General features: G+C 64.3%; 18 protein-coding genes and 1 pseudogene. 10 read left to right on the top strand and 9 right to left on the bottom strand.

Annotation, left to right across the window (positions count from 1 at the left end):
* Positions 1–9: 9 nt before the first annotated feature.
* Entirely contained in the window at positions 10–792 is a 783-nt protein-coding gene (locus tag CRO75_RS06165; RefSeq protein WP_097134894.1) for an SDR family NAD(P)-dependent oxidoreductase, read from the bottom strand.
* 161 nt (positions 793–953) lie between these two features.
* Here CRO75_RS06165 and CRO75_RS06160 point away from each other — a divergent pair, with 161 nt between their 5' ends.
* Positions 954–2,102: an aldose epimerase family protein gene (locus CRO75_RS06160; protein ID WP_097134740.1), complete on the top strand. Its 1,149-nt coding sequence runs from the start codon at positions 954–956 to the stop codon at positions 2,100–2,102.
* A 102-nt stretch (positions 2,103–2,204) separates the two neighbouring features.
* Here the strand turns inward: CRO75_RS06160 and araH are convergent, their stop codons facing one another.
* Genes araH through CRO75_RS06125 form a run of 7 tightly spaced genes read right to left on the bottom strand, consistent with a single transcriptional unit; the run spans position 2,205 to position 10,741 of the window.
* Positions 2,205–3,173, bottom strand: coding sequence for an L-arabinose ABC transporter permease AraH (gene araH / locus CRO75_RS06155; RefSeq protein ID WP_085532070.1), 969 nt, complete (start codon positions 3,171–3,173; stop codon positions 2,205–2,207).
* Positions 3,174–3,183: 10 nt separating this feature from the next.
* Positions 3,184–4,725, bottom strand: coding sequence for an L-arabinose ABC transporter ATP-binding protein AraG (gene araG, locus CRO75_RS06150; RefSeq protein WP_097134739.1), 1,542 nt, complete (start codon positions 4,723–4,725; stop codon positions 3,184–3,186).
* A 60-nt stretch (positions 4,726–4,785) separates the two neighbouring features.
* The gene (locus CRO75_RS06145; protein ID WP_097134738.1) at positions 4,786–5,790 is read right to left on the bottom strand and encodes a substrate-binding domain-containing protein; all 1,005 of its coding nucleotides are present in this window, start codon (positions 5,788–5,790) and stop codon (positions 4,786–4,788) included.
* Between the two features lie 58 nt (positions 5,791–5,848).
* The gene (locus tag CRO75_RS06140) at positions 5,849–6,724 is read right to left on the bottom strand and encodes an SMP-30/gluconolactonase/LRE family protein (RefSeq protein ID WP_085532074.1); all 876 of its coding nucleotides are present in this window, start codon (positions 6,722–6,724) and stop codon (positions 5,849–5,851) included.
* Positions 6,725–6,774: 50 nt separating this feature from the next.
* A complete protein-coding gene (locus CRO75_RS06135) occupies positions 6,775–8,355 on the bottom strand; it encodes an aldehyde dehydrogenase (NADP(+)) (RefSeq protein WP_097134737.1) in 1,581 nt (526 codons plus the stop codon).
* 50 nt (positions 8,356–8,405) lie between these two features.
* Positions 8,406–9,398, bottom strand: coding sequence for an AraD1 family protein (gene araD1 / locus CRO75_RS06130; protein WP_097134736.1), 993 nt, complete (start codon positions 9,396–9,398; stop codon positions 8,406–8,408).
* Between the two features lie 20 nt (positions 9,399–9,418).
* Entirely contained in the window at positions 9,419–10,741 is a 1,323-nt protein-coding gene (locus CRO75_RS06125; RefSeq protein ID WP_097134735.1) for an MFS transporter, read from the bottom strand.
* Between the two features lie 194 nt (positions 10,742–10,935).
* On the opposite strand from CRO75_RS06125, the gene CRO75_RS06120 reads away from it, so the two are divergent.
* The 9 genes from CRO75_RS06120 to CRO75_RS06080 all read left to right on the top strand — a co-directional run bounded on the left by CRO75_RS06120 (position 10,936) and on the right by CRO75_RS06080 (position 21,310).
* Positions 10,936–12,672, top strand: coding sequence for an IlvD/Edd family dehydratase (locus CRO75_RS06120; RefSeq protein WP_177409727.1), 1,737 nt, complete (start codon positions 10,936–10,938; stop codon positions 12,670–12,672).
* Between the two features lie 109 nt (positions 12,673–12,781).
* Complete coding sequence (locus CRO75_RS06115; protein WP_009050459.1) at positions 12,782–13,504, top strand: FadR/GntR family transcriptional regulator; 723 nt, start codon at positions 12,782–12,784, stop codon at positions 13,502–13,504.
* 279 nt (positions 13,505–13,783) lie between these two features.
* Positions 13,784–15,400 (top strand): tryptophan halogenase family protein, encoded by a 1,617-nt coding sequence (locus tag CRO75_RS06110; RefSeq protein WP_097134733.1) that lies wholly within the window; start codon positions 13,784–13,786, stop codon positions 15,398–15,400.
* Positions 15,400–16,485 (top strand): monodechloroaminopyrrolnitrin synthase PrnB family protein, encoded by a 1,086-nt coding sequence (locus CRO75_RS06105; protein WP_097134732.1) that lies wholly within the window; start codon positions 15,400–15,402, stop codon positions 16,483–16,485. Before CRO75_RS06110 ends, CRO75_RS06105 begins: the two co-directional genes overlap by 1 nt.
* A 42-nt stretch (positions 16,486–16,527) precedes the next feature.
* On the top strand, positions 16,528–18,231 hold the full coding sequence (locus CRO75_RS06100; protein WP_097134731.1) for a tryptophan 7-halogenase: 1,704 nt from the start codon (positions 16,528–16,530) through the stop codon (positions 18,229–18,231).
* A gap of 21 nt (positions 18,232–18,252) precedes the next feature.
* Positions 18,253–19,344 carry a Rieske 2Fe-2S domain-containing protein gene (locus tag CRO75_RS06095; RefSeq protein ID WP_097134730.1) on the top strand — a complete coding sequence of 364 codons (1,092 nt, stop codon included), beginning with the start codon at positions 18,253–18,255 and terminating at the stop codon, positions 19,342–19,344.
* Entirely contained in the window at positions 19,344–19,502 is a 159-nt protein-coding gene (locus tag CRO75_RS06090) for a flavin reductase (RefSeq protein WP_097134729.1), read from the top strand. The genes CRO75_RS06095 and CRO75_RS06090 overlap by 1 nt, the downstream gene beginning before the upstream one ends.
* Positions 19,499–20,734 (top strand): cation:proton antiporter, encoded by a 1,236-nt coding sequence (locus tag CRO75_RS06085; protein ID WP_097134728.1) that lies wholly within the window; start codon positions 19,499–19,501, stop codon positions 20,732–20,734. Before CRO75_RS06090 ends, CRO75_RS06085 begins: the two co-directional genes overlap by 4 nt.
* A 24-nt stretch (positions 20,735–20,758) precedes the next feature.
* Complete coding sequence (locus CRO75_RS06080) at positions 20,759–21,310, top strand: flavin reductase family protein (protein WP_097134727.1); 552 nt, start codon at positions 20,759–20,761, stop codon at positions 21,308–21,310.
* A gap of 120 nt (positions 21,311–21,430) precedes the next feature.
* Here CRO75_RS06080 and CRO75_RS06075 read toward each other — a convergent pair.
* Positions 21,431–21,781 (bottom strand): annotated as a pseudogene (locus CRO75_RS06075) (integrase core domain-containing protein); the annotation flags it as partial.

The raw sequence follows: 21,781 nt of genomic DNA, 5'->3' as shown, positions 1-21,781 counted from the left end.
CGCCGGGCGCTATACCCAGCCGCCATCGACGATGAAGTTTTGCGCCGAGCACATGGCGGACGCATCGGACGCCAGGAACAGCGCCATCTGGGCGATATGCCCGGGCTCCACGCTGCCCGGCAGGCATTGGCTGCGGCTGATCAGCTCGCGGGCGGCATCGTCGACCCACATCGCCAGTTGTTTTTCGGTCATCACCCAGCCGGGCACCAGGGTGTTGACCCGGATCCGCCAGGGCCCCAACTCCCGCGCCAGGGCCCGGGTCATGCCGTGGGTGGCCGCCTTGCTGGCGGCGTACACGGGGTAGCCGCTGGAGGCCATCATCCAGCCGATGGAACCCAGGTTGATCACGCTGCCGGCGCCGGCGGACTTCATCATCGGCACCACCGCCTGGCTGGCGAAAAAAGCGTGCTTGAGATTGACTGAAATGAGCTTGTCGAATGCCTGCGCGTCGACTTCTTCCAGACTGTGCCGCACGTCATTGGCGGCATTGTTCACCAGCACCGTGATGGGTCCCAGCGTCTGTGCAAAGCGCCCGATCGCGGCCTGGTAAGCGACCTCGTCAGTGATGTCGCAATGCGCGAAGTCCACGCGATGGCCCTGCGCCGATAGCCGGGCCGCCAACGCCTCGCCCTGGCTTTGCGCCATATCCACGAACGCGACCCTGGCGCCCTGCTGTGCGAAGGCGCAAACCAGGGCTTCGCCAATTCCGGAAGCTCCGCCGGAAATCAATACGGTCTTGCCCTCGAGATCCGCGTACACAGCCTGCATGCCAGCCCCTTTTTCAGTGTTCATCATGACGGTTCCTGAGCAGTGTTCATTTCGATTCGATCCTTAAATAGTCTTATTTTATATTGTAAGAATGTCGAATTAAGCGATAAATTTGCCGCGACACCGACAAAATAATGCAAATTAGTAGAACTATTCCACTCAAAACAACAAAAGGAAGTTCAACCATGCCGCACTCTCCCCACCGGCTTTCCAGCCTCGGCCTGTCGCTGCTGCTCGCCAGCTTCGGCGCCCAGGCCGCGGGCCTGTCCAGCGAACACAAGGCCTTTGGCAAGACCCTCGACGGCACCGCCGTCGAGCAATACGTGTTGCGCAACAGCCATGGTCTGCAAGCCACGGTCATCACCTACGGCGCTGTCCTGCAATCGTTGAAGGTGCCGGATAAAAACGGCACCTTCGACGACGTGGTCCTGGGCTTCGATGATGTCCAGGGCTATCAGCGCGGTACCGCGTTCTTCGGCGCCACCATCGGCCGCTACGGCAATCGCCTGGCTGGCGGTGCGTTCGAGCTGGACGGCCAGCGTTACCAGGTGCCGCTCAACGACGGCCCAAACTCGCTGCATGGCGGCGCCCAGGGCTTCGACAAGCGCGTCTGGAAAGCCCGGCCGATCAAGCGCAAGGACGCCGTCGGGGTGACCTTGAGCTATCTGTCCAAAGACGGCGAAATGGGCTTCCCCGGCAACCTGCAAGTCGAGGTCACCTACAGCCTCAACGACAGCAACGAGTTGCGCATCGAATACAGCGCCTCTACCGACAAACCCACGGTGCTGAACCTCACCAACCACAGCTACTTCAACCTCGCCGGCGCCGGTAACGGCGATGTGCTCGCCCAGCTCGCCACCCTGCACGCCAGCCACTACACGCCGGTCAACGCCAGGCTGATCCCGACCGGCGAACTGACCCCGGTCGCCGGCACGCCGATGGACTTCCGGCAACCGACCGCCATCGGCCAGCGCATCAAGGACGATCATCCGCAGCTCAAGTTCGCCGAGCCGAAACAGGGCGGCTTCGACTTCAACTGGGTGCTCGACGCCAAGGGCGACGTCGGCCAGCTCGCCGCCGAAGTGCGCGACCCGCAATCCGGTCGCCGCTTGCAGCTCTACACCAGCGAACCCGGGGTGCAGTTCTATACCAGCAATTTTCTCGACGGCACGCTCAAGGGCAAGGCGGGCAAGACCTACAACCACTGGGGCGCGTTCACCCTGGAAACCCAGCACTTCCCCGACTCGCCCAACCAGCCGGACTTCCCCAGCACCCGGCTCAACCCCGGCCAGGTCTACAGCCAGGACACCGTGCTGAAGTTCTCCGCCGACTGAAGCGCCAGTGCCGCCCGCCTCTTGCCTACAGATTCGGCAAGGGGACGGGCCGACCGGCGACGCGTATCGCGCCCCCGGCATCCCTTGCCGCAGCCCCCGTAATCAGCGTTGCTTCATACGGTCGATGACCACCGCCAGCAGCAGGATCGAACCGCGGATCACGTACTGGTAGAAGGTGTCGATGTTTTTCAGGTTCATCGCGTTTTCGATGATCGCCAGGATCAGCACCCCGGCAATCACGTGGCGGATCATGCCGATCCCGCCGCTCAACGACACCCCGCCGAGCACACAGGCGGAAATCACCGTCAGCTCGAACCCCTGGCCGATCATCGGCTGGCCGGAGGTCATGCGCGAGGCCAGGATCACCCCGGCCAGCGCGCCGATCACCCCGTGCACGGCGAAGATCACGATCTTGGTCCGGTCGACATTGACCCCGGCCAGCAGCGCGGCTTCCTGGTTGCCGCCGATGGCCATGGTGTTGCGCCCGTAGGTGGTGTAGTTGAGCAGCCAGCCGAAGAACAGGAAGCAGCCGATGGTGATCAGGATCGGCACCGGCACCCCGAACAACTGGCCATTGCCGAAGACGAAGAACGACTCCTGGGACACGCCGACCGCCTTGCCGTTGGCGAAGATATAGGCCAGGCCCCGGACGATCTGCATGGTCGCCAAAGTGGTGATCAGCGCGTTGACCCGCAACTTGGCAATCACGATGCCGTTGATCAGGCCGACCAGCAGCCCCATCAGCAGCGCGGCGCCCACGCCAAGGAGCATGCTGTCGGTATCGCGCATCACCACCGCCGCGACGACCCCGGCACAGGCGATCACCGACCCCACCGACAGGTCGAAATGCCCGGACGCCAGGCAATAGAGCATGGTGCAGGCGGCGATGCCGGTGGTGGAAATGGCCAAGCCCAGGCCGCGCATGTTCAGCGGCGAGAGGAAGTTGTCGATGAGCAAGGTGCAGAGCACGAAGATCCCCACCGCCGCCAACAGCATCGCCCAGTTATCGAGCAGGCCACGCAGGTCCAGGGGTTTGCGCGCCGTCGGCAGCGCGTTGTCTTGAGTTGTCATGTTCACCTCTTCAGTTCTCCAGGCCGTCGGCGCGTTGGCGCGGCAAAGCCAGTTGCAGCAGGTTGGATTCATTGGCCTGTTCACGGCTCTTCTCGCCGCGCAACGCGCCTTCGCAGAGCACCAGGATGCGGTCGGAGATTCCCATCACTTCCATCAGGTCGCTGGACACCACGATCACCGCGATGCCCCTGGCCGCCAGGTCATGGATGATCTGGTAGATCTCGGCCTTGGCGCCGATATCGATGCCGCGCGTGGGTTCGTCGAGCAGCAGGACTTTCATCGGCATCGACAGCCAGCGGCCGAGGATGGCCTTCTGCTGATTGCCGCCGGACAGGTAGACGATTTTCTGCGCCGCGTTGGGCGTCTTGACCTTCAACGCCTTGATCTGTTTGTCGGCGTTGCCCTTCTCCCAGCCGCCGCGCAACAGCCAGCCAAAGGCCGAATGGGCGCCGCGCGCGCTGATGTTGATGTTCTCGGCGACGCTGGAAAGCGGAATGATGCCCTCCTTCTTGCGGTCCTCGGGACACAGCAGCACCCCGGCGGCGATGGCGTCGCGCGGCGAGCGCATTCGCAATGCCTCGCCACACAGCGCCAGGCTTCCGGCGCTGGCCCGCTCGAGGCCGCCGAGCAGGCGCAGCAGTTCGGTACGCCCCGCGCCGACCAGGCCGAACAGGCCGAGCACCTCGCCCTGGTGCGCCTGGAAACTCACCGGTGCACGCAGGCCCGGCCCCAGCAGGCCGTCGACCTTGAGCGCCACCGCGCCGCGGGGCCGCGGGCGGTAATCGTAGATGTCCTGGATATCGCGACCGACCATGCAGGTAACCAGCTGGTCGTGGGTCAGTGCGCTCATGTCCTCGAAGGTGCGCACGTAGCGGCCGTCCTTGAACACCGTCACCGCATCGCAGATACGGAACACCTCCTCCATGCGATGGGACACGTACAGCACCACTTTGCCTTCGTCCCGCAGGCGCCCGATGATCGCCATCAAGCGCTCGATTTCCCGGGCCGACAGGCTGCTGGTGGGTTCGTCGAAGGCAATCACGTGGGCACCACGGGACAACGCCTTGGCGATTTCCACCAGTTGGCGCTGGCCCAGGGATAGGCGGCCGACCTTCTGGTCGGGATCGATTTCATCGGCCAGCCCCTTGAGGCATTCCAGTGCATGCTGGCGCAGCGCACGGCGGTCGATCACCCCGAGGCTGGCCGGCAGATGGCCGAGGAACAGGTTCTCGGCCACGCTCATGGCGGGCACCAGATGCAGCTCCTGGTGGATCACCGCCACCCCGCAGGCAATGCTGTCGGCCGCGCATTTGAACGTCATGGTCCGCTCGCCGATCTGCACACTGCCGCTGCTGGGCATGTAGGCGCCGCCAAGGATCTTCAGCAAGGTCGACTTGCCTGCGCCGTTCTCGCCCATCAGGGCGTGCACCTGCCCCGGCTGGGCGGTGAAACTGATGCCGTCCAGCGCCTTGACCCCGGGGAAGGTCTTGCCGATGCCGTTGAAACACAAACTGGCGCCGGCACTGTGTTGTTGTATGTGTTGCGCGTGCATAACCACCTCATCAAGTCAGGCGGCCCGTGCGAACGGGCCGCCGGGGAAAGTCGACGGCCTTCAGTTCCACAAGCCGATCTTTTCCAGTTCTTGCTTGAAGTTGTCCCGGGTGATCAGTGTCACATCGTCCATCGCGGTGTACTTGGGCGGTTCCTTGCCGGTGGTGACCCACTCGAACATCATGCTCGCGGTGTTGTAGCCCTCCATGTGCGGGCTGGGCAGCATCGAGCCGAAGAAGCCGCTGTCGGGTTTCTGCAATTCGCCGATGGCGTCGGTGCCATTGATGCCGATGCCGATCACATTGGCCGCGGCGAACCCGGCGCTTTCGGTGGCGCGCACGCCGCCCAGCACACTGTTGTCGTTCATCCCGCCGATGATCAGGTTCTTCGCCCCGCTGGGCAGCTTGACCAGCGCCGAGTTGGTGGCGTCCATGCTGCCCGGCACGTCGAGGGTCTTGAGCGGCGCGAAGAGGATGTGGTCCTTGGGCAGGCCGGCTTCCTCCAGCGACTTGATCGAGCCGTCGGTGCGTTTTTTACCGGTGTCGAGTTCGTTGTAGGTGGTGATCACCGCATAGGTATCCTTCCAGTCCCAGCCGCGCTTCTTCGCTTCGCCGGCCATGGCGGCGCCCTGCTTCTGTCCTACCTCGAACGCGGCCATGCCCAGGTAGGGCACGTCTTCCATGAACTGGCCCTTGGCATCGACAAAACGGTCGTCGACGGCAATCACTTTCAAGTCGTTGAGCCTGGCCTTGGCCATGATCGCCGGGCCAAGGGACACGTCCGGCGGGCAGATCACGAAGCCCTTGGCGCCGTTGGCGGCGAGGCTGTCGATCGCCGACAGGGTTTTCTCGCCGTCCGGCACAGCGATCTTGATCACGGTGAAACCCTTGTCCTTGCCGGCCTTTTCGGCAAAGGCCCATTCGGTCTGGAACCAGGGTTCCTCCGCCTGCTTGACCAGGAAACCGATCTTCACCGGCTCGGCAGCGAGCGACAGGCAGCTCAGGCTGGCGGCCGACATGGCCAGGGCGGCACAACACAGGTAATGGATCCCACGACGACGCTTCATAAGGTGACTCCTTGTTGTTGTTTTTCAGAGTTCGTTGCACACAGGTAAAGCCTGAGCGTTATCCGGCAAAGCGATGACAGAGATTCCCGGGGGTATCGACCCGCACGGCCAGCACCGCGCCGTCCAGGGGATGGTCGAGCGGGCTGGCCGCGCTGGTGATGTACAGGGTCTTGAGGTCCGCGCCGCCGAACACGCAACTGGTGGGGCGGCTGACCGGCAGTTCGAGCACCCGGTCGACCTCGCCGTCGGGCGCCAGCCTGAGCAGGCAGCCGCCGTCCCAGCGGGCATTCCAGACATAACCCTCGGCATCCATCGCCGAACCGTCCGGGACGCCGCGCGGGTGTGGCCCGAACCACGCCTGTGCGGGGCCCAGCCGGCCATCGCTGGCGATCGGGTACTGATACAGCGTGCCGTCCAGGCTGTCGGCGAAATACAGGCGGCTGGCGTCCTCGCTCCACAGCAAGGTATTGGGAATCCCCAGGCCCTTTAGCAGAGGCGTGACCCGCGCCTGGGCATCGATGCGGAACAGGCCACCGAAACGCCGCCGCACCGGCAGGTCTTCGCCCCGCTCGCCGATATTGTTCTGCATGGTGCCCAGCCAGAGCCTGCCCTGGGCATCGCAGCGCGCCTCGTTGGCCCGGTTGCCCGGTTGTGGATCGGCCACGCAGAGCAGGCTCAGGCGCGGCGCGGCGGGCGCGGAGTCCAGGTCGAGGCGGTATACGCCACTGCTCAAGGTCACCAGCGCATCGCCGCGCTCACAGGGGATGAAGGCCGACACCGGTTCCGGCAGGTGCCAGGCCCGCAGCTGCCCGCCCCGCAGGCACAAGGCCTGCCGGCCGGCGATATCGACCCAATACAGGGCCTGGCCGGGCGCGTCCCAGAACGGGCCTTCGCCCAGCCGCGCACGGTGTGTGGTCACTGCGGTCCACGACATGAAACCTCCTGCATTGTGTTTGTTTTCAGGTAGGCATTAACGGGTTCGTGTTACAGGCTGTCGCGTGAGGGCCGTCCATCCACCAGGCGCTGGATGCGCAATGGGTTGGCATTCTTCAACGCATCCGGCAGCAGGTTGTCGGGGTAGTTCTGGAAACACACCGGACGCAGGAAACGCTCGATGGCCAGGGTCCCCACCGACGTGCCACGGGCATCGGAGGTGGCCGGATAAGGCCCGCCGTGCACCATCGCGTCACAGACCTCGACGCCGGTCGGGTAACCGTTGAGCAGGATGCGGCCAACCTTCTGTTCCAGCAACGCCGTCAACTCGCCAAACTGCACAAAATCCGCCGGCTCGCCAATGAGGGTCGCCGTCAGTTGCCCGCGCAGGCCGTGCAAGGCGGCATTGAGCTGTGCCTGATCAGCCACTTCGACGAACACGGTGGTCGGACCGAACACTTCTTCCTGCAGCACTTCATCGCCCTCGACCAGTAGGCAGGCATCCGCCTTGAACAGCTGTGGCCGCGCCTGGTTGCCGGTTTGCGGAGCGCCGGCCAGGTGCTCGATACCCGGGTGCGCCAGCAGCTTTTGCAGACCTTTGCCGTAGCTGCCCAGAGTGCCGGCGTTGAGCATGGTCTGTGCCGGTTGATCGCCGATCAGCCGGGCCACCTGCTCGGTGAAGGCCGCGAACTGCGGCGAGCGGATGCCGATCACCAGGCCAGGGTTGGTACAGAACTGGCCGCAGCCCTGCACCACCGAGGCGGTCAGGTCGCGGGCGATCGTTTGCGCCCGCGCTTGCAGCGCCTGGGGCAACACGATCACCGGGTTGATGCTCGACATCTCGGCGAACACCGGGATCGGCTGCGGGCGTGCCGCCGCCATGTCGCACAGCGCCCGGCCGCCCTTGAGCGAGCCGGTGAAACCGACCGCCTGGATCGCCGGATGCTTGACCAGCGCTTCGCCGACCCCGCCGCCAAAGATCATGTTGAACACGCCGGCGGGCATCCCGCTGGCCTGGGCCGCCCGGACGATCGCATCAGCGACCCGCTCGGCGGTCGCCATGTGCCCGCTGTGGGCCTTGAACACCACGGGGCAACCGGCTGCCAGCGCCGCGGCGGTGTCGCCGCCGGCGGTGGAAAACGCCAGGGGAAAGTTGCTCGCGCCAAACACCGCCACCGGCCCCAGGCCGATGCGGTACTGGCGCAGGTCCGGACGTGGCAGCGGCTGGCGCTCGGGCAACGCCCGATCGATACGCGCGCCATAGAAATCGCCGCGCCGCAGCACCTCGGCGAACAGCCGCATCTGGCCACTGGTGCGCTTGCGCTCGCCCTGGATCCGCGCGGTGGGCAACGCGGTTTCCCGGCAGACCAGGGCGATGAACTCATCGTCCAGCGCGTCCAGCTCATCCGCCACCGCCTCCAGGAATTGCGCGCGCCGCTGCGCACTCAGGGCGCGGTAGGCCGGGTAGGCCGCCGCGGCAGCGTTAGCGGCGGCGTCGACTTCCTCCGCCGTGGCCTGGTAGAACCCGTGGGGCAAGGCTTCGCCGGTGCTGGCATCGATGCTGTGAAGAATGACGGTGCCAGCGGCGCTGCGCTGGCCGCCGATGTAGTTGTGACCAAGAACCTGGGGCATGCCTGTCTCCTGTTGTTCGTTCAAAGGGCGTCCACTCAACGAGCGGTGGCTTAAAGAGCGCCGACGCAACCCGGTGCCAGCACCGCATCGACGCCGGCGATACCGTTGATCAAGGGGGCGCCGAACTCCGCCTGGCTGATTTCGAATACGTCCCCCGGCTGCGTGCGGATTCCGTCGGCGAACGACAGGGTCGCGGTGCCGAAGAAGTGGATGTGTACATCCCCCGGCCGCAGGAACTGGCTGTATTTGAAATGGTGGTACTCAAGGTTCTCCAGGCTGTGGCACATATTGGCTTCGCCACTGAGAAACTCGTTCTGCCACAGCACCTGGCCATTGCGCAGGATGCGACTGGTGCCCGCCAGGTGCCGGGGCAGCTCGCCGACCCGCAGTTCAGGACCATAGCTGCAACTGCGCAATTTGGAATGGGCCAGGTAGAGATAGTTCTTGCGTTCCATCACGTGATCGGAGAACTCGTTGCCCACCGCGAACCCCAGGCGATAAGGCTTGCCGTCATGGCCGATGACATACAGGCCGCCGATTTCCGGCTCTTCGCCGGCGTCTTCGGCAAAGGCCGGCAGGCTGAAGGCCTGGCCCGGGCGCACGACGATGCTGCCGTCGCCCTTGTAGAACCATTCCGGTTGCACGCCGGCCTGACCGGCAGCGGGCTTGCCGCCTTCCACGCCCCACTTGAAGATGCGCATGGTGTCGGTCAGCGCCGTGTCGTCAGCGCCCTGCTGGTGCATCTTGTCCCGCGCCGCGGCGCTGCCCAGGTGAGTCAGCCCGGTGCCGCTGACCAGCATGTGCGCCGGGTCCGGGTGATCCAATGGCGGCAGGACCCTCAGGATCGCCAGCAGCTCGGCGTAGTCGTGGCTGATGCCCAGGCCGAGGCTCTGCACCTGCTCGCGCAGGCCGACACCGGCCTCGATGGCGGCCAGCGCCAGCTCGCGCACCGTGTTCACCGATTGCACTTCACGGACCAGAGCCTCCTCGACCACACCGACCCGGCGCTCGCCGTTATTCAATTCGAACTGCACTAAACGCATGAACTTTCTCCTCTAGGCCATTAAGTACGAGTGGCGCCGCGGGCACTGGCGGCGAACTGCTCGACCGGCAGCACGTGCCTGCGCTCCAGCAACCGATAGACCACGCCCGTCAGCAGCAAGCCGAACAGCATCACGCCGGACAGGAAGTACAACCCCGACGCCAGGCTGCCGGTGTACTGCTTGAGCGCACCGATCACGAACGGACCGATGTAGCCGCCCAGGTTACCCACCGAGTTGATCAGGGCGATCCCCGCCGCCGCGCTGGCGCCGGCAAAAAAACGCCCGGGCAAGGTCCAGAACACCGCGGTGCAGGAAAACAGGGCGAAGGCCACCAGGCACAAGACCGCCAGTTGCAGCAGCGGCGCTGACAGCCAGGCGCTGAGGAACAGGCCGATCGCCCCCAGCACATAGAGCACCGCCAGGTGGCCGTAGCGATCGTTGAGGCGGTCGGAACTGCGCGGCACCACCAGCAGGCCGATGATCCCGAAGAAATACGGCACCGACGAGACGAAGCCGGTGGTCAGGTCGCTGCCACCGAACTGCTTGATCAACGTCGGCAGCCACAGGCCCAGGCCATAGATGCTCAAGGTCACCGGCAGATAGAACAGCGCCAGCAGCAGCACCCGCGTGTCCTTGAGGGCGTGCAGTGGATTGCCGTGGCGGGTCTGGCCGTATGCCTGCAAGTCCTTGTCCAGCTCGCCGGTGAGCCAGGCCTTCTCGGCCGGGTCCATCCATTTGACCTGTTGCGGACCGTCGGGCAGGTAGCGCAGCACCGGCCAGGTCAGCAGGATCGCCGGCATGCCGATGACGATGAACAGCCACTGCCAGCCGTGCAGGCCGAGGATGCCGTCCATGCCGAGCAGGCCGCCGGACACCGGGCCGGTGATCATCATCGCGATGGGTTGGGACAGGATGAATAGCCCGAGGATCTTGCCGCGATGGCGCACCGGGAACCATTGGGTGATGTAGTAGAGAACACCGGGGAAGAACCCGGCTTCCGCCGCGCCGAGCAGAAAGCGCATCAGATAGAAGCTGTAGGGGCCCTGGACAAACGCCATGCCGATGGTGATGGCGCCCCAGGTGATCATGATCCGCGCGAACCAGCGCCGTGCGCCGAAGCGGTCGAGCATCAGGTTGCTGGGGATTTCCAGGAGGAAGTAGCCGATGAAGAACAGCCCGGCACCCAACCCATAGGCCGCGTCGCCGATGCCGATATCGGCGCCCATATGCAACTTGGCGAAGCCGACGGCGGAACGGTCCACGTAGGCGATCAGGTACAGCAGGATCAGGAAGGGAATCAGTTTCAGCGTGATGCGCCGAATAAGCCGCAATTCCTGGCTCATGAGATCGGTCTCCGATTGTTGTTTTTATAGAAGCTCGGGGGACGCCTCTCGCGGAAAACCGCCAGGGCCATACCTCAGTTGCAAACGACTATATAGTATTACTATTTAGCCAACAATACTTCCAAACCCACGATTTTACGCTTATGTTATGACCAGACCAGAACAATATAGTCTTACAATAAGAGAACCTGACCATGTCTGATAAGAAACCCAACCTGCGCTCCGCCCACTGGTTCGGCACCGCCGACAAGAACGGTTTCATGTACCGCAGCTGGATGAAGAATCAGGGCATCGCCGACCACCAGTTCCATGGCAAGCCCATCATCGGGATCTGCAACACCTGGTCGGAGCTGACCCCGTGCAACGCGCACTTCCGCCAGATTGCCGAGCATGTGAAGCGTGGGGTGATCGAGGCCGGCGGCTTTCCGGTGGAGTTCCCGGTGTTCTCCAACGGCGAGTCGAACCTGCGCCCGACCGCCATGCTCACCCGCAACCTGGCCAGCATGGATGTCGAGGAGGCCATCCGCGGCAACCCGATCGATGGCGTGGTGCTGCTGACCGGCTGCGACAAGACCACCCCGGCACTGCTGATGGGCGCGGCCAGTTGCGACGTGCCGGCCATCGTCGTCACCGGCGGGCCGATGCTCAATGGCAAGCACAAGGGCCAGGACATAGGTTCGGGGACCGTGGTGTGGCAGCTCAGCGAACAGGTCAAGGCCGGCACCATCACCCTTGATGACTTCCTTGCGGCCGAAGGCGGCATGTCGCGCTCGGCGGGTACCTGCAACACCATGGGCACCGCCTCGACCATGGCCTGCATGGCCGAGGCCCTGGGCACCTCCCTGCCCCATAACGCGGCGATTCCGGCGGTCGATGCACGCCGTTATGTGCTGGCGCATATGTCCGGCATGCGTGCGGTGGAGATGGTTCGCGAAGACTTGCGGCTGTCGAAGATCCTCACCAAAGAGGCGTTCGAAAACGCCATCCGGGTCAACGCTGCCATCGGCGGATCGACCAACGCGGTGATTCACCTGAAAGCCATCGCCGGGCGCATCGGCGTCGAACTTGATCTGGATGACTGGACCCGCATCGGTCGCGGCACGCCGACCATCGTCGACCTGCAACCGTCCGGACGCTTTTTGATGGAAGAGTTCTACTATGCCGGCGGCCTGCCGGCGGTGTTGCGCCGCCTCGGCGAGGCCAATCTGATTCCTCACCCGGATGCATTGACGGTCAACGGCAAGTCTATTGGCGAAAATACCAAGGACGCGCCGATCTACGGCCAGGACGAAGTGATCCGCCGTCTCGACAACCCGATCCGCGCCGACGGCGGCATCTGCGTGCTGCGTGGCAACCTGGCGCCCCTCGGCGCGGTACTCAAGCCTTCCGCGGCCAGCGCCGAACTGATGCAGCATCGCGGCCGCGCGGTGGTGTTCGAGAACTTCGACATGTACAAGGCGCGGATCAACGACCCGGAGCTGGAGGTCGACGCCGACTCGATCCTGGTGATGAAGAACTGCGGCCCCAAGGGCTACCCCGGCATGGCGGAGGTCGGCAACATGGGCCTGCCGGCCAAGCTGCTGGCCCAGGGCGTGACCGACATGGTGCGGATTTCCGACGCGCGCATGAGCGGCACCGCGTATGGCACCGTGGTCCTGCATGTGGCGCCGGAAGCGGCGGCCGGCGGTCCCCTGGCCGCGGTGAAGGAAGGCGACTGGATCGAGCTGGACTGTGCCAGCGGACGCCTGCACCTGGACATCCCGGAGGCTGAACTGATGGCGCGCATGAGCGACCTGCAAACGCCGCCGTCACTGATCGTGGGCGGTTATCGCCAGCTGTATATCGACCATGTGCTGCAGGCGGACCAGGGCTGCGACTTCGATTTTCTGGTGGGTTGCCGGGGCGCCGAGATCCCGCGGCATTCCCACTGAGGGGGCTGATGCGGGCCCGTCGCCCACCGGTTCAGGTATGCAGGAGCGCCTGATAGATACGGGAGCGATGCTATGATGCAGCCAATTTCTTCAGAGCAGCCTCCCTGTTATGGATCACCAGCCTTCCAAACCCCGCAAGAGCATGCATGCCCGGATCGTTCAGGATCTGGGCATGCACATCGTCTCCGGACGCTTCAAGCCGGAAGATAGATTGCCCTTGGAGGCAACGCTGTGTGAGGAATATCAGGTCAGCCGCTCGGTGCTGCGCGAAGCTACCCGGGTGCTCAGCGCCAAGGGGCTGGTGTACTCCAAGCCACGGGTCGGCGCGGTGGTACGGCCACGGGCGAAATGGCACTTGCTGGACCCGGACGTGCTGTCCTGGTTGATGCAGTCGACGCCTCACAGCGAGTTCTTCAACACCCTGGCGGGCGTACGCCGCATCCTCGAACCGGAAATCGCCGCCATGGCCGCCACCACCGCGACCGACCCGGATATCGCGGTGATCGAGAAAGCCTACCAGTCCATGGAGACGGCCAAGACCCACGAGGAGCTCTTGCAGGCCGACCTGGATTTTCACCGAGCGATCGCCGATGCCACCCGCAACGACTTGCTCGCCTACATGTGCAACATGCTGTCGCTGCCGCTGCGCGAGTCCATCAGCATCACCAACCGCCGCCCCGATATCCAGCGCCTCAGCCTGCCACGGCACAAGGCGATCCTGACCGCCATCAAGAACCGTGACGCCCTCGGCGCCCGGCATGCCTCGCTGGTGCAACTGGACGACACCCGCGTGGCCCTGGACACCGTGATGAATGTCCTGACTCCGCTGTAGGGCGCCCGGGCTGTCGATCCATCGCCCACCGCCAGCCCTCACGATGGGCCACCCTTAGCGGCGGGCTTATTAGGCGCAAAAAACCGTACGCAAAACCTTTCATTTATACCAAATGCCTTTGCGTTTTAGATTGTTAATTCGGAAACGGAATTTGCGTCGCTTTTCCGGCAGGCTAGAGTCTAAATCTCACAAGCACATTGATGTGCCTCTTGCACGGATGCACGGAGACTGGCGGCCTTTCCCTCGTCACAGGCAGGCCGCCTTGAAACAAGGAGTGTTATGAACAAGCCGATCAAGAATATCGTCATCGTGGGCGGCGGCACTGCGGGCTGGATGGCCGCCTCGTACCTCATCCGGGCGCTCCAACAGCAGGCGAACATTACGCTCATCGAGTCTGAAGCGATCCCCCGGATCGGCGTGGGCGAGGCGACCATCCCGAGTTTGCAGAAGGTGTTCTTCGACTTCCTCGGGATACCGGAGCGGGAGTGGATGCCCCAAGTGAACGGCGCGTTCAAGGCCGCGATCAAGTTCGTGAACTGGAGGAAGTCTCCCGACTCCTCGCGCGACGATCATTTCTACCATTTGTTCGGCAACGTGCCGAACTGCGACGGCGTGCCGCTTACCCACTACTGGTTGCGCAAGCGCGAACAGGGCTTCCAGCAGCCGCTGGAGTACGCGTGCTACCCGCAGGCCGGGGCGCTCGACGGCAAGCTGGCCCCATGCCTGCCCGACGGCACCCGCCAGATGTCCCACGCGTGGCACTTCGACGCGCACCTGGTGGCTGACTTCTTGAAGCGCTGGGCCGTCGAACGCGGGGTGAAGCGCGTGGTCGACGAGGTCGTGGACGTTCACCTGAACGAGCGCGGCTACATCTCCAGCCTGTTCACCAAGGAGGGACGGACGCTGGAGGCGGACCTGTTCATCGACTGCTCCGGCATGCGGGGGCTCCTGATCAATCAGGCCCTGAAGGAGCCCTTCATCGACATGTCCGACTACCTGTTGTGCGACAGCGCGGTCGCCAGCGCCGTGCCCAACGACGACGCGCGCGAGGGGGTCGAGCCGTACACCTCCGCGATCGCCATGAACTCGGGGTGGACCTGGAAGATTCCGATGCTGGGCCGGTTCGGCAGCGGCTACGTCTTCTCGAGCAAGTTCACCTCGCGCGACCAGGCCACCGCCGACTTCCTCAACCTCTGGGGCCTCTCGGACAATCAGCCGCTCAACCAGATCAAGTTCCGGGTCGGGCGCAACAAGCGGGCGTGGGTCAACAACTGCGTCTCGATCGGGCTGTCGTCGTGCTTTCTGGAGCCCCTGGAATCGACGGGAATCTACTTCATCTACGCGGCGCTTTACCAGCTCGTGAAGCACTTCCCCGACACCTCGTTCGACCCGCGGTTGAGCGACGCATTCAACGCTGAGATCGTCTATATGTTCGACGACTGCCGAGATTTCGTCCAAGCGCACTATTTCACCGCGTCGCGCGAAGACACGCCGTTCTGGCTCGCGAACCGGCACGACCTGCGGCTCTCGGACGCCATCAAAGAGAAGGTTCAGCGCTACAAGGCGGGGCTGCCGCTGACCACCACGTCGTTCGACGATTCCACGTACTACGAGACCTTCGACTACGAATTCAAGAACTTCTGGTTGAACGGCAACTACTACTGCATCTTTGCTGGCCTGGGCATGCTGCCCGACCGGTCGCTGCCGCTCTTGCAGCACCGACCGGAGTCGATCGAGAAGGCCGAGGCGATGTTCGCCAGCATCCGGCGCGAGACCGAGCGTCTGCGCACGAGCCTGCCGACGAACTACGACTACCTGCGGTCGCTGCGTGACGGCGACGCGGGGCTGTCTCCCAGCCAGCGCGGACCGACGCTCGCGGCGCAGGAAATCCTGTAGTGGAACGCACCTTGGACCGGGTAGGCGCATTCGCGGCCACGCACGCTGCCGTGGCGGCCTGCGATCCGCTGCAGGCGCGCGCGCTCGTTCTGCAGTTGCCGGGCCTGAACCGTAACAAGGACGTGCCCGGCATCATCGGCCTGCTGCGCGAGTTCCTCCCGGCGCGCGGCGTGCCCTCCGGCTGGGGCTTCGTCGAAGCCGCCGCCGCGATGCGGGACATCGGGTTCTTCCTGGGGTCGCTCAAGCGGCACGGACACGAGCCCGCGGACGTGGTGCCCGGGCTCGAGCCGGTGCTGCTCGACCTGGCGCGCGCGACCGGCCTGCCGCCGCGCGAGACACTCTTGCATGTGACGGTCTGGAACCCCGCGACGGCCGACGCGCAGCGCAGCTACACCGGGCTGCCCGACGAAGCGCACCTGCTCAAGAGCGTGCGCATCTCGATGGCGGCCCTCGAAGCGGCCATCGCAGTGACCGTCGAGCTGTCCGACGTGCCCCTGCGGTCGCCCGCGTTCGCGCAAGGGTGCGACGAGCTGGAAGCCTATCTGCAGAAAATGGTCGAATCGATCGTCTACGCGTACCGCTTCATCTCGCCGCAGGTCTTCTACGATGAGCTGCGCCCCTTCTACGAACCGATTCGAGTCGGGGGCCAGAGCTACCTCGGCCCCGGTGCCGTAGAAATGCCCCTCTTTGTGCTGGAGCACGTCCTGTGGGGCTCGCAATCGGACGACCAAGCTTATCGAGAATTCAAAGAGACGTACCTGCCCTACGTGCTTCCCGCGTACAGGGCGGTCTACGCTCGGTTCTCCGGAGAGCCGGCGCTCATCGACCGCGCGCTCGACGAGGCGCGAGCGGTCGGTGCGCGGGACGAGCACGTCCGGGCTGGGCTGACAGCCCTCGAGCGGGTCTTCAAGGTCCTGCTGCGCTTCCGGGCGCCTCACCTCAAATTGGCGGAGCGGGCGTACGAAGTCGGGCAAAGCGGCCCCACAATCGGCAGCGGGGGGTACGCGCCCAGCATGCTCGGTGAACTACTCACGCTCACGTATGCCGCGCGGTCCCGCATCCGCGCCGCGCTCGACGAATCCTGATGCGCGCGACCAGGTGTTATCTCACAAGGAGAGTTTGCCCCCATGACTCAGAAGAGCCCCGCGAACGGACACGATAGCAACCACTTCGACGTAATCATCCTCGGCTCGGGCATGTCCGGCACCCAGATGGGGGCCATCCTGGCCAAACAACAGTTTCGCGTGCTGATCATCGAGGAGTCGTCGCACCCGCGGTTCACGATCGGCGAATCGTCGATCCCCGAGACGTCTCTCATGAACCGCATCATCGCCGATCGCTACGGCATTCCGGAGCTCGACCACATCACGTCGTTCTACTCGACGCAACGCTACGTCGCGTCGAGCACGGGCATCAAGCGCAACTTCGGCTTTGTGTTCCACAAGCCCGGCCAGGAGCACGACCCGAAGGAGTTCACGCAGTGCGTGATTCCCGAGCTGCCGTGGGGACCGGAGAGCCATTATTACCGGCAGGACGTCGACGCCTATCTGTTGCAAGCGGCCATCAAATATGGCTGCACGGTCCGCCAGAAGACGAGCGTGACCGACTATCACGCGGACAAGGACGGCGTCGCGGTGACCACCGTCCAGGGCGAACGGTTCACCGGCCGGTACATGATCGACTGCGGAGGGCCCCGCGCGCCGCTCGCGACCAAGTTCGGGCTCCGCGAAGAGCCGTGTCGCTTCAAGACGCACTCGCGCAGCCTCTACACGCACATGCTCGGGGTCAAGCCGTTCGACGACATCTTCAAGGTCAAGGGGCAGCGCTGGCGCTGGCACGAAGGGACCTTGCACCACATGTTCACGGGCGGCTGGCTCTGGGTGATCCCATTCAACAACCACCCGCGGTCGACCAACAACCTGGTGAGCGTCGGCCTGCAGCTCGACCCGCGTGTCTACCCGAAAACGGACATCTCCGCGCAGCAGGAATTCGACGAGTTCCTCGCGCGGTTCCCGAGCATCGGGGCGCAGTTCCGGGACGCCGTGCCGGTGCGCGACTGGGTCAAGACCGACCGCCTGCAGTTCTCGTCGAACGCCTGCGTCGGCGACCGCTACTGCCTGATGCTGCATGCGAACGGGTTCATCGACCCGCTCTTCTCCCGGGGGCTCGAGAACACCGCGGTGACCATCCACGCGCTCGCGGCGCGCCTCATCAAGGCGCTACGCGACGACGACTTCTCCCCCGAGCGCTTCGAGTACATCGAGCGCCTGCAGCAAAAGCTTCTGGACCACAACGACGACTTCGTCAGCTGCTGCTACACGGCGTTCTCGGACTTCCGCCTATGGGACGCGTTCCACAGGCTGTGGGCGGTCGGCACAATCCTCGGGCAGTTCCGGCTCGTGCAAGCCCACGCGAGGTTCCGCGCGTCGCGCGACGAGGGCGACCTCGATCACCTCGACAACGCCCCCCCGTACCTCGGGTACCTGTGCGCGGACATGGAGGAGTATTACCAGTTGTTCAACGACGCCAAAGCCGAGGTCGAGGCCGTGAGCGCCGGGCTCAAGCCGGCCGAGGAAGCCGCGGCGCGGATTCACGCCCTCATCGACGAGCGAGACTTCGCCAAGCCGATGTTCGGCTTCGGGTACTGCATCACCGGGGACAAGCCGCAGCTCAACAACTCGAAGTACAGCCTGCTGCCGGCGATGAGGCTGATGTACTGGACGCAAACCCGCGCGCCGGCAGAGGTGAAAAAGTACTTCGACTACAACCCGATGTTCGCGCTGCTCAAGGCGTACATCACGACCCGCATCGGCTTGGCGCTGAAGAAGTAGTCGGCCGACGACAGAAAAACGATGAACGACATTCAATTGGATCAAGCGAGCATCAAGAAGCGTCCCCCGGGGGCGTACGACGCGACCACGCGCCTGGCCGCGAGCTGGTACGTCGCGATGCGCTCGGACGACCTCAAGGACAAGCCGACGGAGTTGACGCTCTTCGGCCGTCCGTGCGTGGCGTGGCGCGGAGCGACGGGGCGGGCCGTGGTGATGGACCGCCACTGTTCGCACCTGGGCGCGAACCTGGCTGACGGGCGGGTCAAGGACGGGTGCATCCAGTGCCCGTTTCACCACTGGCGGTATGACGAGCAGGGGCAGTGCGTTCACATCCCCGGCCACAGCCAGGCGGTGCCCCGGCTGGAGCCTGTGCCGCGCGGGGCGCGCCAGCCGACGTTGGTCACCGTCGAGCGATACGGCTACGTGTGGGTCTGGTACGGCTCCCCGCAGCCGCTGCACCCGCTGCCCGAAATCGCCGCGGCCGACGTCGACAACGGCGACTTTATGCACCTGCACTTCGCGTTCGAGACGACGACGGCGGTCTTGCGGATCGTCGAGAACTTCTACGACGCGCAGCACGCGACCCCCGTGCACGCGCTCCCGGTCTCGGCCTTCGAGCTCAAGCTCTTCGACGATTGGCGCCGGTGGCCGGAGGTTGAGTCGCTGGCCCTGGCGGGCGCGTGGTTCGGTGCCGGGATCGATTTCACCGTGGACCGGTACTTCGGCCCCCTCGGCATGCTGTCGCGCGCGCTCGGCCTGAACATGTCGCAGATGAACCTGCACTTCGATGGCTACCCCGGCGGGTGCGTCATGACCGTCGCCCTGGACGGAAACGTCAAATACAAGCTGCTCCAGTGTGTGACGCCGGTGAGCGACGGCAAGAACGTCATGCACATGCTCATCTCGATCAAGAAGGTGGGCGGCATCCTGCGCCGCGCGACCGACTTCGTGCTGTTCGGGCTGCAGACCAGACAGGCAGCGGGGTACGACGTCAAAATCTGGAACGGGATGAAGCCGGACGGCGGCGGCGCGTACAGCAAGTACGACAAGCTCGTGCTCAAGTACCGTGCGTTCTACCGGGGCTGGGTCGACCGCGTTGCGAGTGAGCGGTGATGCGTGAAGCCGAGCCGGTCTCGGCCGCGTCGCTGCGCCAGGCGCTCGCGAAGCTGGCGAGCGGCGTCACGGTCATCACGGCGTACGGCGTGGCGGGCCCGCTTGGGCTCGCGGCCACCCGCTTCGTGTCGGTGCCGCTCTTGCCGAGGTATTCATGACTATCTGGCTGTTGCAACTCGTGCTGGTGATCGCGCTCTGCAACGTCTGCGGCCGCATTGCCGAACGGCTCGGCCAGTGCGCGGTCGTCGGTGAGATCGCGGCCGGTCTGCTGTTGGGGCCTTCGCTGTTCGGCGCGATCGCACCGAGTTTCTACGACCTGTTGTTCGGCCCTCGTGCGCTGTCAGCGATGGCGCAAGTCAGCGAAGTCGGTCTGATACTGCTGATGTTTCAGGTCGGTCTGCATATGGAGTTGGGCGAGACACTGCGCGGCAAGCGCTGGCGCATGCCCGTCGCGATCGCAGCGGGCGGGCTCGTCGCACCGGCCGCGATCGGCATGATCGTCGCCATCGTCTCGAAAGACACGCTCGCCAGCGACGCGCCGGCGCTGCCCTATGTACTCTTCTGCGGTGTCGCACTTGCGGTATCGGCGGTGCCGGTGATGGCGCGCATCATCGACGACCTGGCGCTCAGCGCCATGGTGGGCGCACGGTACGCAATGTCTGCCGCGATGCTGACGGATGCGCTCGGATGGATGCTGCTTGCAACGATTGCCTCGCTATCGAGCGGGCCTGGCTGGGCATTTGCGCGCATGCTCCTCAGCCTGCTCGCGTATCTGGTGCTGTGCGCGCTCCTGGTGCGCTTCGTGGTTCGACCGACGCTTGCGCGGCTCGCATCGACTGCGCATGCGGCGCGCGACCGCTTGGCCGTGTTGTTCTGCTTCGTAATAGCGTCGGCACTCGCGACGTCGCTGATCGGATTCCATAGCGCATTTGGCGCACTTGCGGCGGCGCTGTTCGTGCGGCGCGTGCCCGGCGTCGCGAAGGAGTGGCGCGACAACGTCGAAGGTTTCGTCAAGCTTGTGCTGATGCCGGTGTTTTTCGCGTATGCGGGGCTGCATGCGTCAGTCGGTACGATCGACGACGCGGCATCATGGATGTGGTTCGGTGTATTCCTCGCGGGCGGATTCATCGGCAAGTTTGGCGGCAGCTATCTGGGCGCGCGTGCCACCGGGCTTGCGCCACACGATGCGATGCTGGTGAGCTCGTTGATGAATACGCGCGGCTTGATGGAGCTGATCGTCCTGTCAATCGGTCTGCAAATGCAGATCCTTCCGCCAAGGGTCTACACGATCCTTGTGGTGTTCGCGCTGGTGACGACGGCGCTGACCGCACCGTTGGTTCGATTCACGCTGCGCGTGCAATCGCGCGCAATGAGCCAACAGGCTGCCTGAGCCAGCTTGAGGGGAGAGATCACCATGAACGCCGCCACCGAAACCAAGGCTCACGATTTGCTCGATGCCGAGGGCCGCGGTGCCCGCGAACTGCGCAATTTGCTGGGGCAGTTCGCTACCGGTGTGACCGTGATCACCACGCGCACCGCTGACGGCCGCAACGTCGGTGTGACCGCCAACTCGTTCTCCTCGCTGTCGCTGTCGCCGGCGCTGGTGCTCTGGAGCCTGGCACGCACGGCACCGAGCCTGAAGTTTTTTTGCTCAGCGAGCCACTTCGCCATCAACGTGCTGGGCGCGCACCAGCACCACTTGTCGGAGCAGTTCGCACGGGCAGCAGCTGACAAGTTCGCCGGTGTAGCTCATTCCTATGGCAAGGCGGGAGCCCCGGTGCTGGACGATGTGGTGGCAGTGCTGGTGTGCCGCAACGTCACCCAGTACGAGGGCGGTGACCACCTGATCTTCATTGGCGAGATCGAACAATACCGGTACAGCGGCGCAGAACCGCTGGTCTTCCATGCAGGCCAATACCGGGGTTTGGGGAGCAATGGAACAGAAAGTGCACTTAAGCTCGAATAGCCCGGTTTGTGTGATCTTTTGGCGGGAGGGGTCACTGATCTTCGTCTGGATTGCGTAGTGGGCCGCAGTTCACCTCGGACCTCTTGGCTTAACTGCTCAACATCCTCAAAACTGTAGTGGTCAACTAATTCCGGACACGACGTTAAGTTTTCTCTCGGCCTGAGCCGGGGCCATCCCATCGTTGAACTGGTGCGGTCGAATCCAGTTGTACCGATGCATTAGGTAATGACTGATGTCTCGGTGCGCGCCTTGAACCGTCATGTAGCCCACGGTCGGTATCCATTCAGTTTTCAAACTGCGAAACACGCGCTCCATCGGCGCATCCCAACAGTTTCCACGACGGCTCATGCTTTGGCGCATGCGGTAACGCCAGAGCCGTTGGCGAAACTAGCGAGCCCTGATCCGAGTGAAACAGCAGTCCTTGAGGCCTGCCACGCTGTTCGTAAGCCATGTCCAACGCCTTGATCACCA

This window comes from Pseudomonas sp. LAMO17WK12:I10, from assembly GCF_900215185.1.
GTDB classification, from domain to species: Bacteria; Pseudomonadota; Gammaproteobacteria; order Pseudomonadales; family Pseudomonadaceae; genus Aquipseudomonas; species Aquipseudomonas chlororaphis.
Note: the sequence above shows the minus strand (reverse complement) of the source record. Positions and strands in the feature narration are given on the sequence as shown.

Coding starts and splice junctions, on each gene's coding strand:
- CRO75_RS06165 (WP_097134894.1), bottom strand. CDS start 792: ATGAACACTGAAAAAGGGGCTGGCATGCAGGCTGTGTACGCGGATCTC.
- CRO75_RS06160 (WP_097134740.1), top strand. CDS start 954: ATGCCGCACTCTCCCCACCGGCTTTCCAGCCTCGGCCTGTCGCTGCTG.
- araH (WP_085532070.1), bottom strand. CDS start 3,173: ATGACAACTCAAGACAACGCGCTGCCGACGGCGCGCAAACCCCTGGAC.
- araG (WP_097134739.1), bottom strand. CDS start 4,725: ATGCACGCGCAACACATACAACAACACAGTGCCGGCGCCAGTTTGTGT.
- CRO75_RS06145 (WP_097134738.1), bottom strand. CDS start 5,790: ATGAAGCGTCGTCGTGGGATCCATTACCTGTGTTGTGCCGCCCTGGCC.
- CRO75_RS06140 (WP_085532074.1), bottom strand. CDS start 6,724: ATGTCGTGGACCGCAGTGACCACACACCGTGCGCGGCTGGGCGAAGGC.
- CRO75_RS06135 (WP_097134737.1), bottom strand. CDS start 8,355: ATGCCCCAGGTTCTTGGTCACAACTACATCGGCGGCCAGCGCAGCGCC.
- araD1 (WP_097134736.1), bottom strand. CDS start 9,398: ATGCGTTTAGTGCAGTTCGAATTGAATAACGGCGAGCGCCGGGTCGGT.
- CRO75_RS06125 (WP_097134735.1), bottom strand. CDS start 10,741: ATGAGCCAGGAATTGCGGCTTATTCGGCGCATCACGCTGAAACTGATT.
- CRO75_RS06120 (WP_177409727.1), top strand. CDS start 10,936: ATGTCTGATAAGAAACCCAACCTGCGCTCCGCCCACTGGTTCGGCACC.
- CRO75_RS06115 (WP_009050459.1), top strand. CDS start 12,782: ATGGATCACCAGCCTTCCAAACCCCGCAAGAGCATGCATGCCCGGATC.
- CRO75_RS06110 (WP_097134733.1), top strand. CDS start 13,784: ATGAACAAGCCGATCAAGAATATCGTCATCGTGGGCGGCGGCACTGCG.
- CRO75_RS06100 (WP_097134731.1), top strand. CDS start 16,528: ATGACTCAGAAGAGCCCCGCGAACGGACACGATAGCAACCACTTCGAC.
- CRO75_RS06095 (WP_097134730.1), top strand. CDS start 18,253: ATGAACGACATTCAATTGGATCAAGCGAGCATCAAGAAGCGTCCCCCG.
- CRO75_RS06090 (WP_097134729.1), top strand. CDS start 19,344: ATGCGTGAAGCCGAGCCGGTCTCGGCCGCGTCGCTGCGCCAGGCGCTC.
- CRO75_RS06085 (WP_097134728.1), top strand. CDS start 19,499: ATGACTATCTGGCTGTTGCAACTCGTGCTGGTGATCGCGCTCTGCAAC.
- CRO75_RS06080 (WP_097134727.1), top strand. CDS start 20,759: ATGAACGCCGCCACCGAAACCAAGGCTCACGATTTGCTCGATGCCGAG.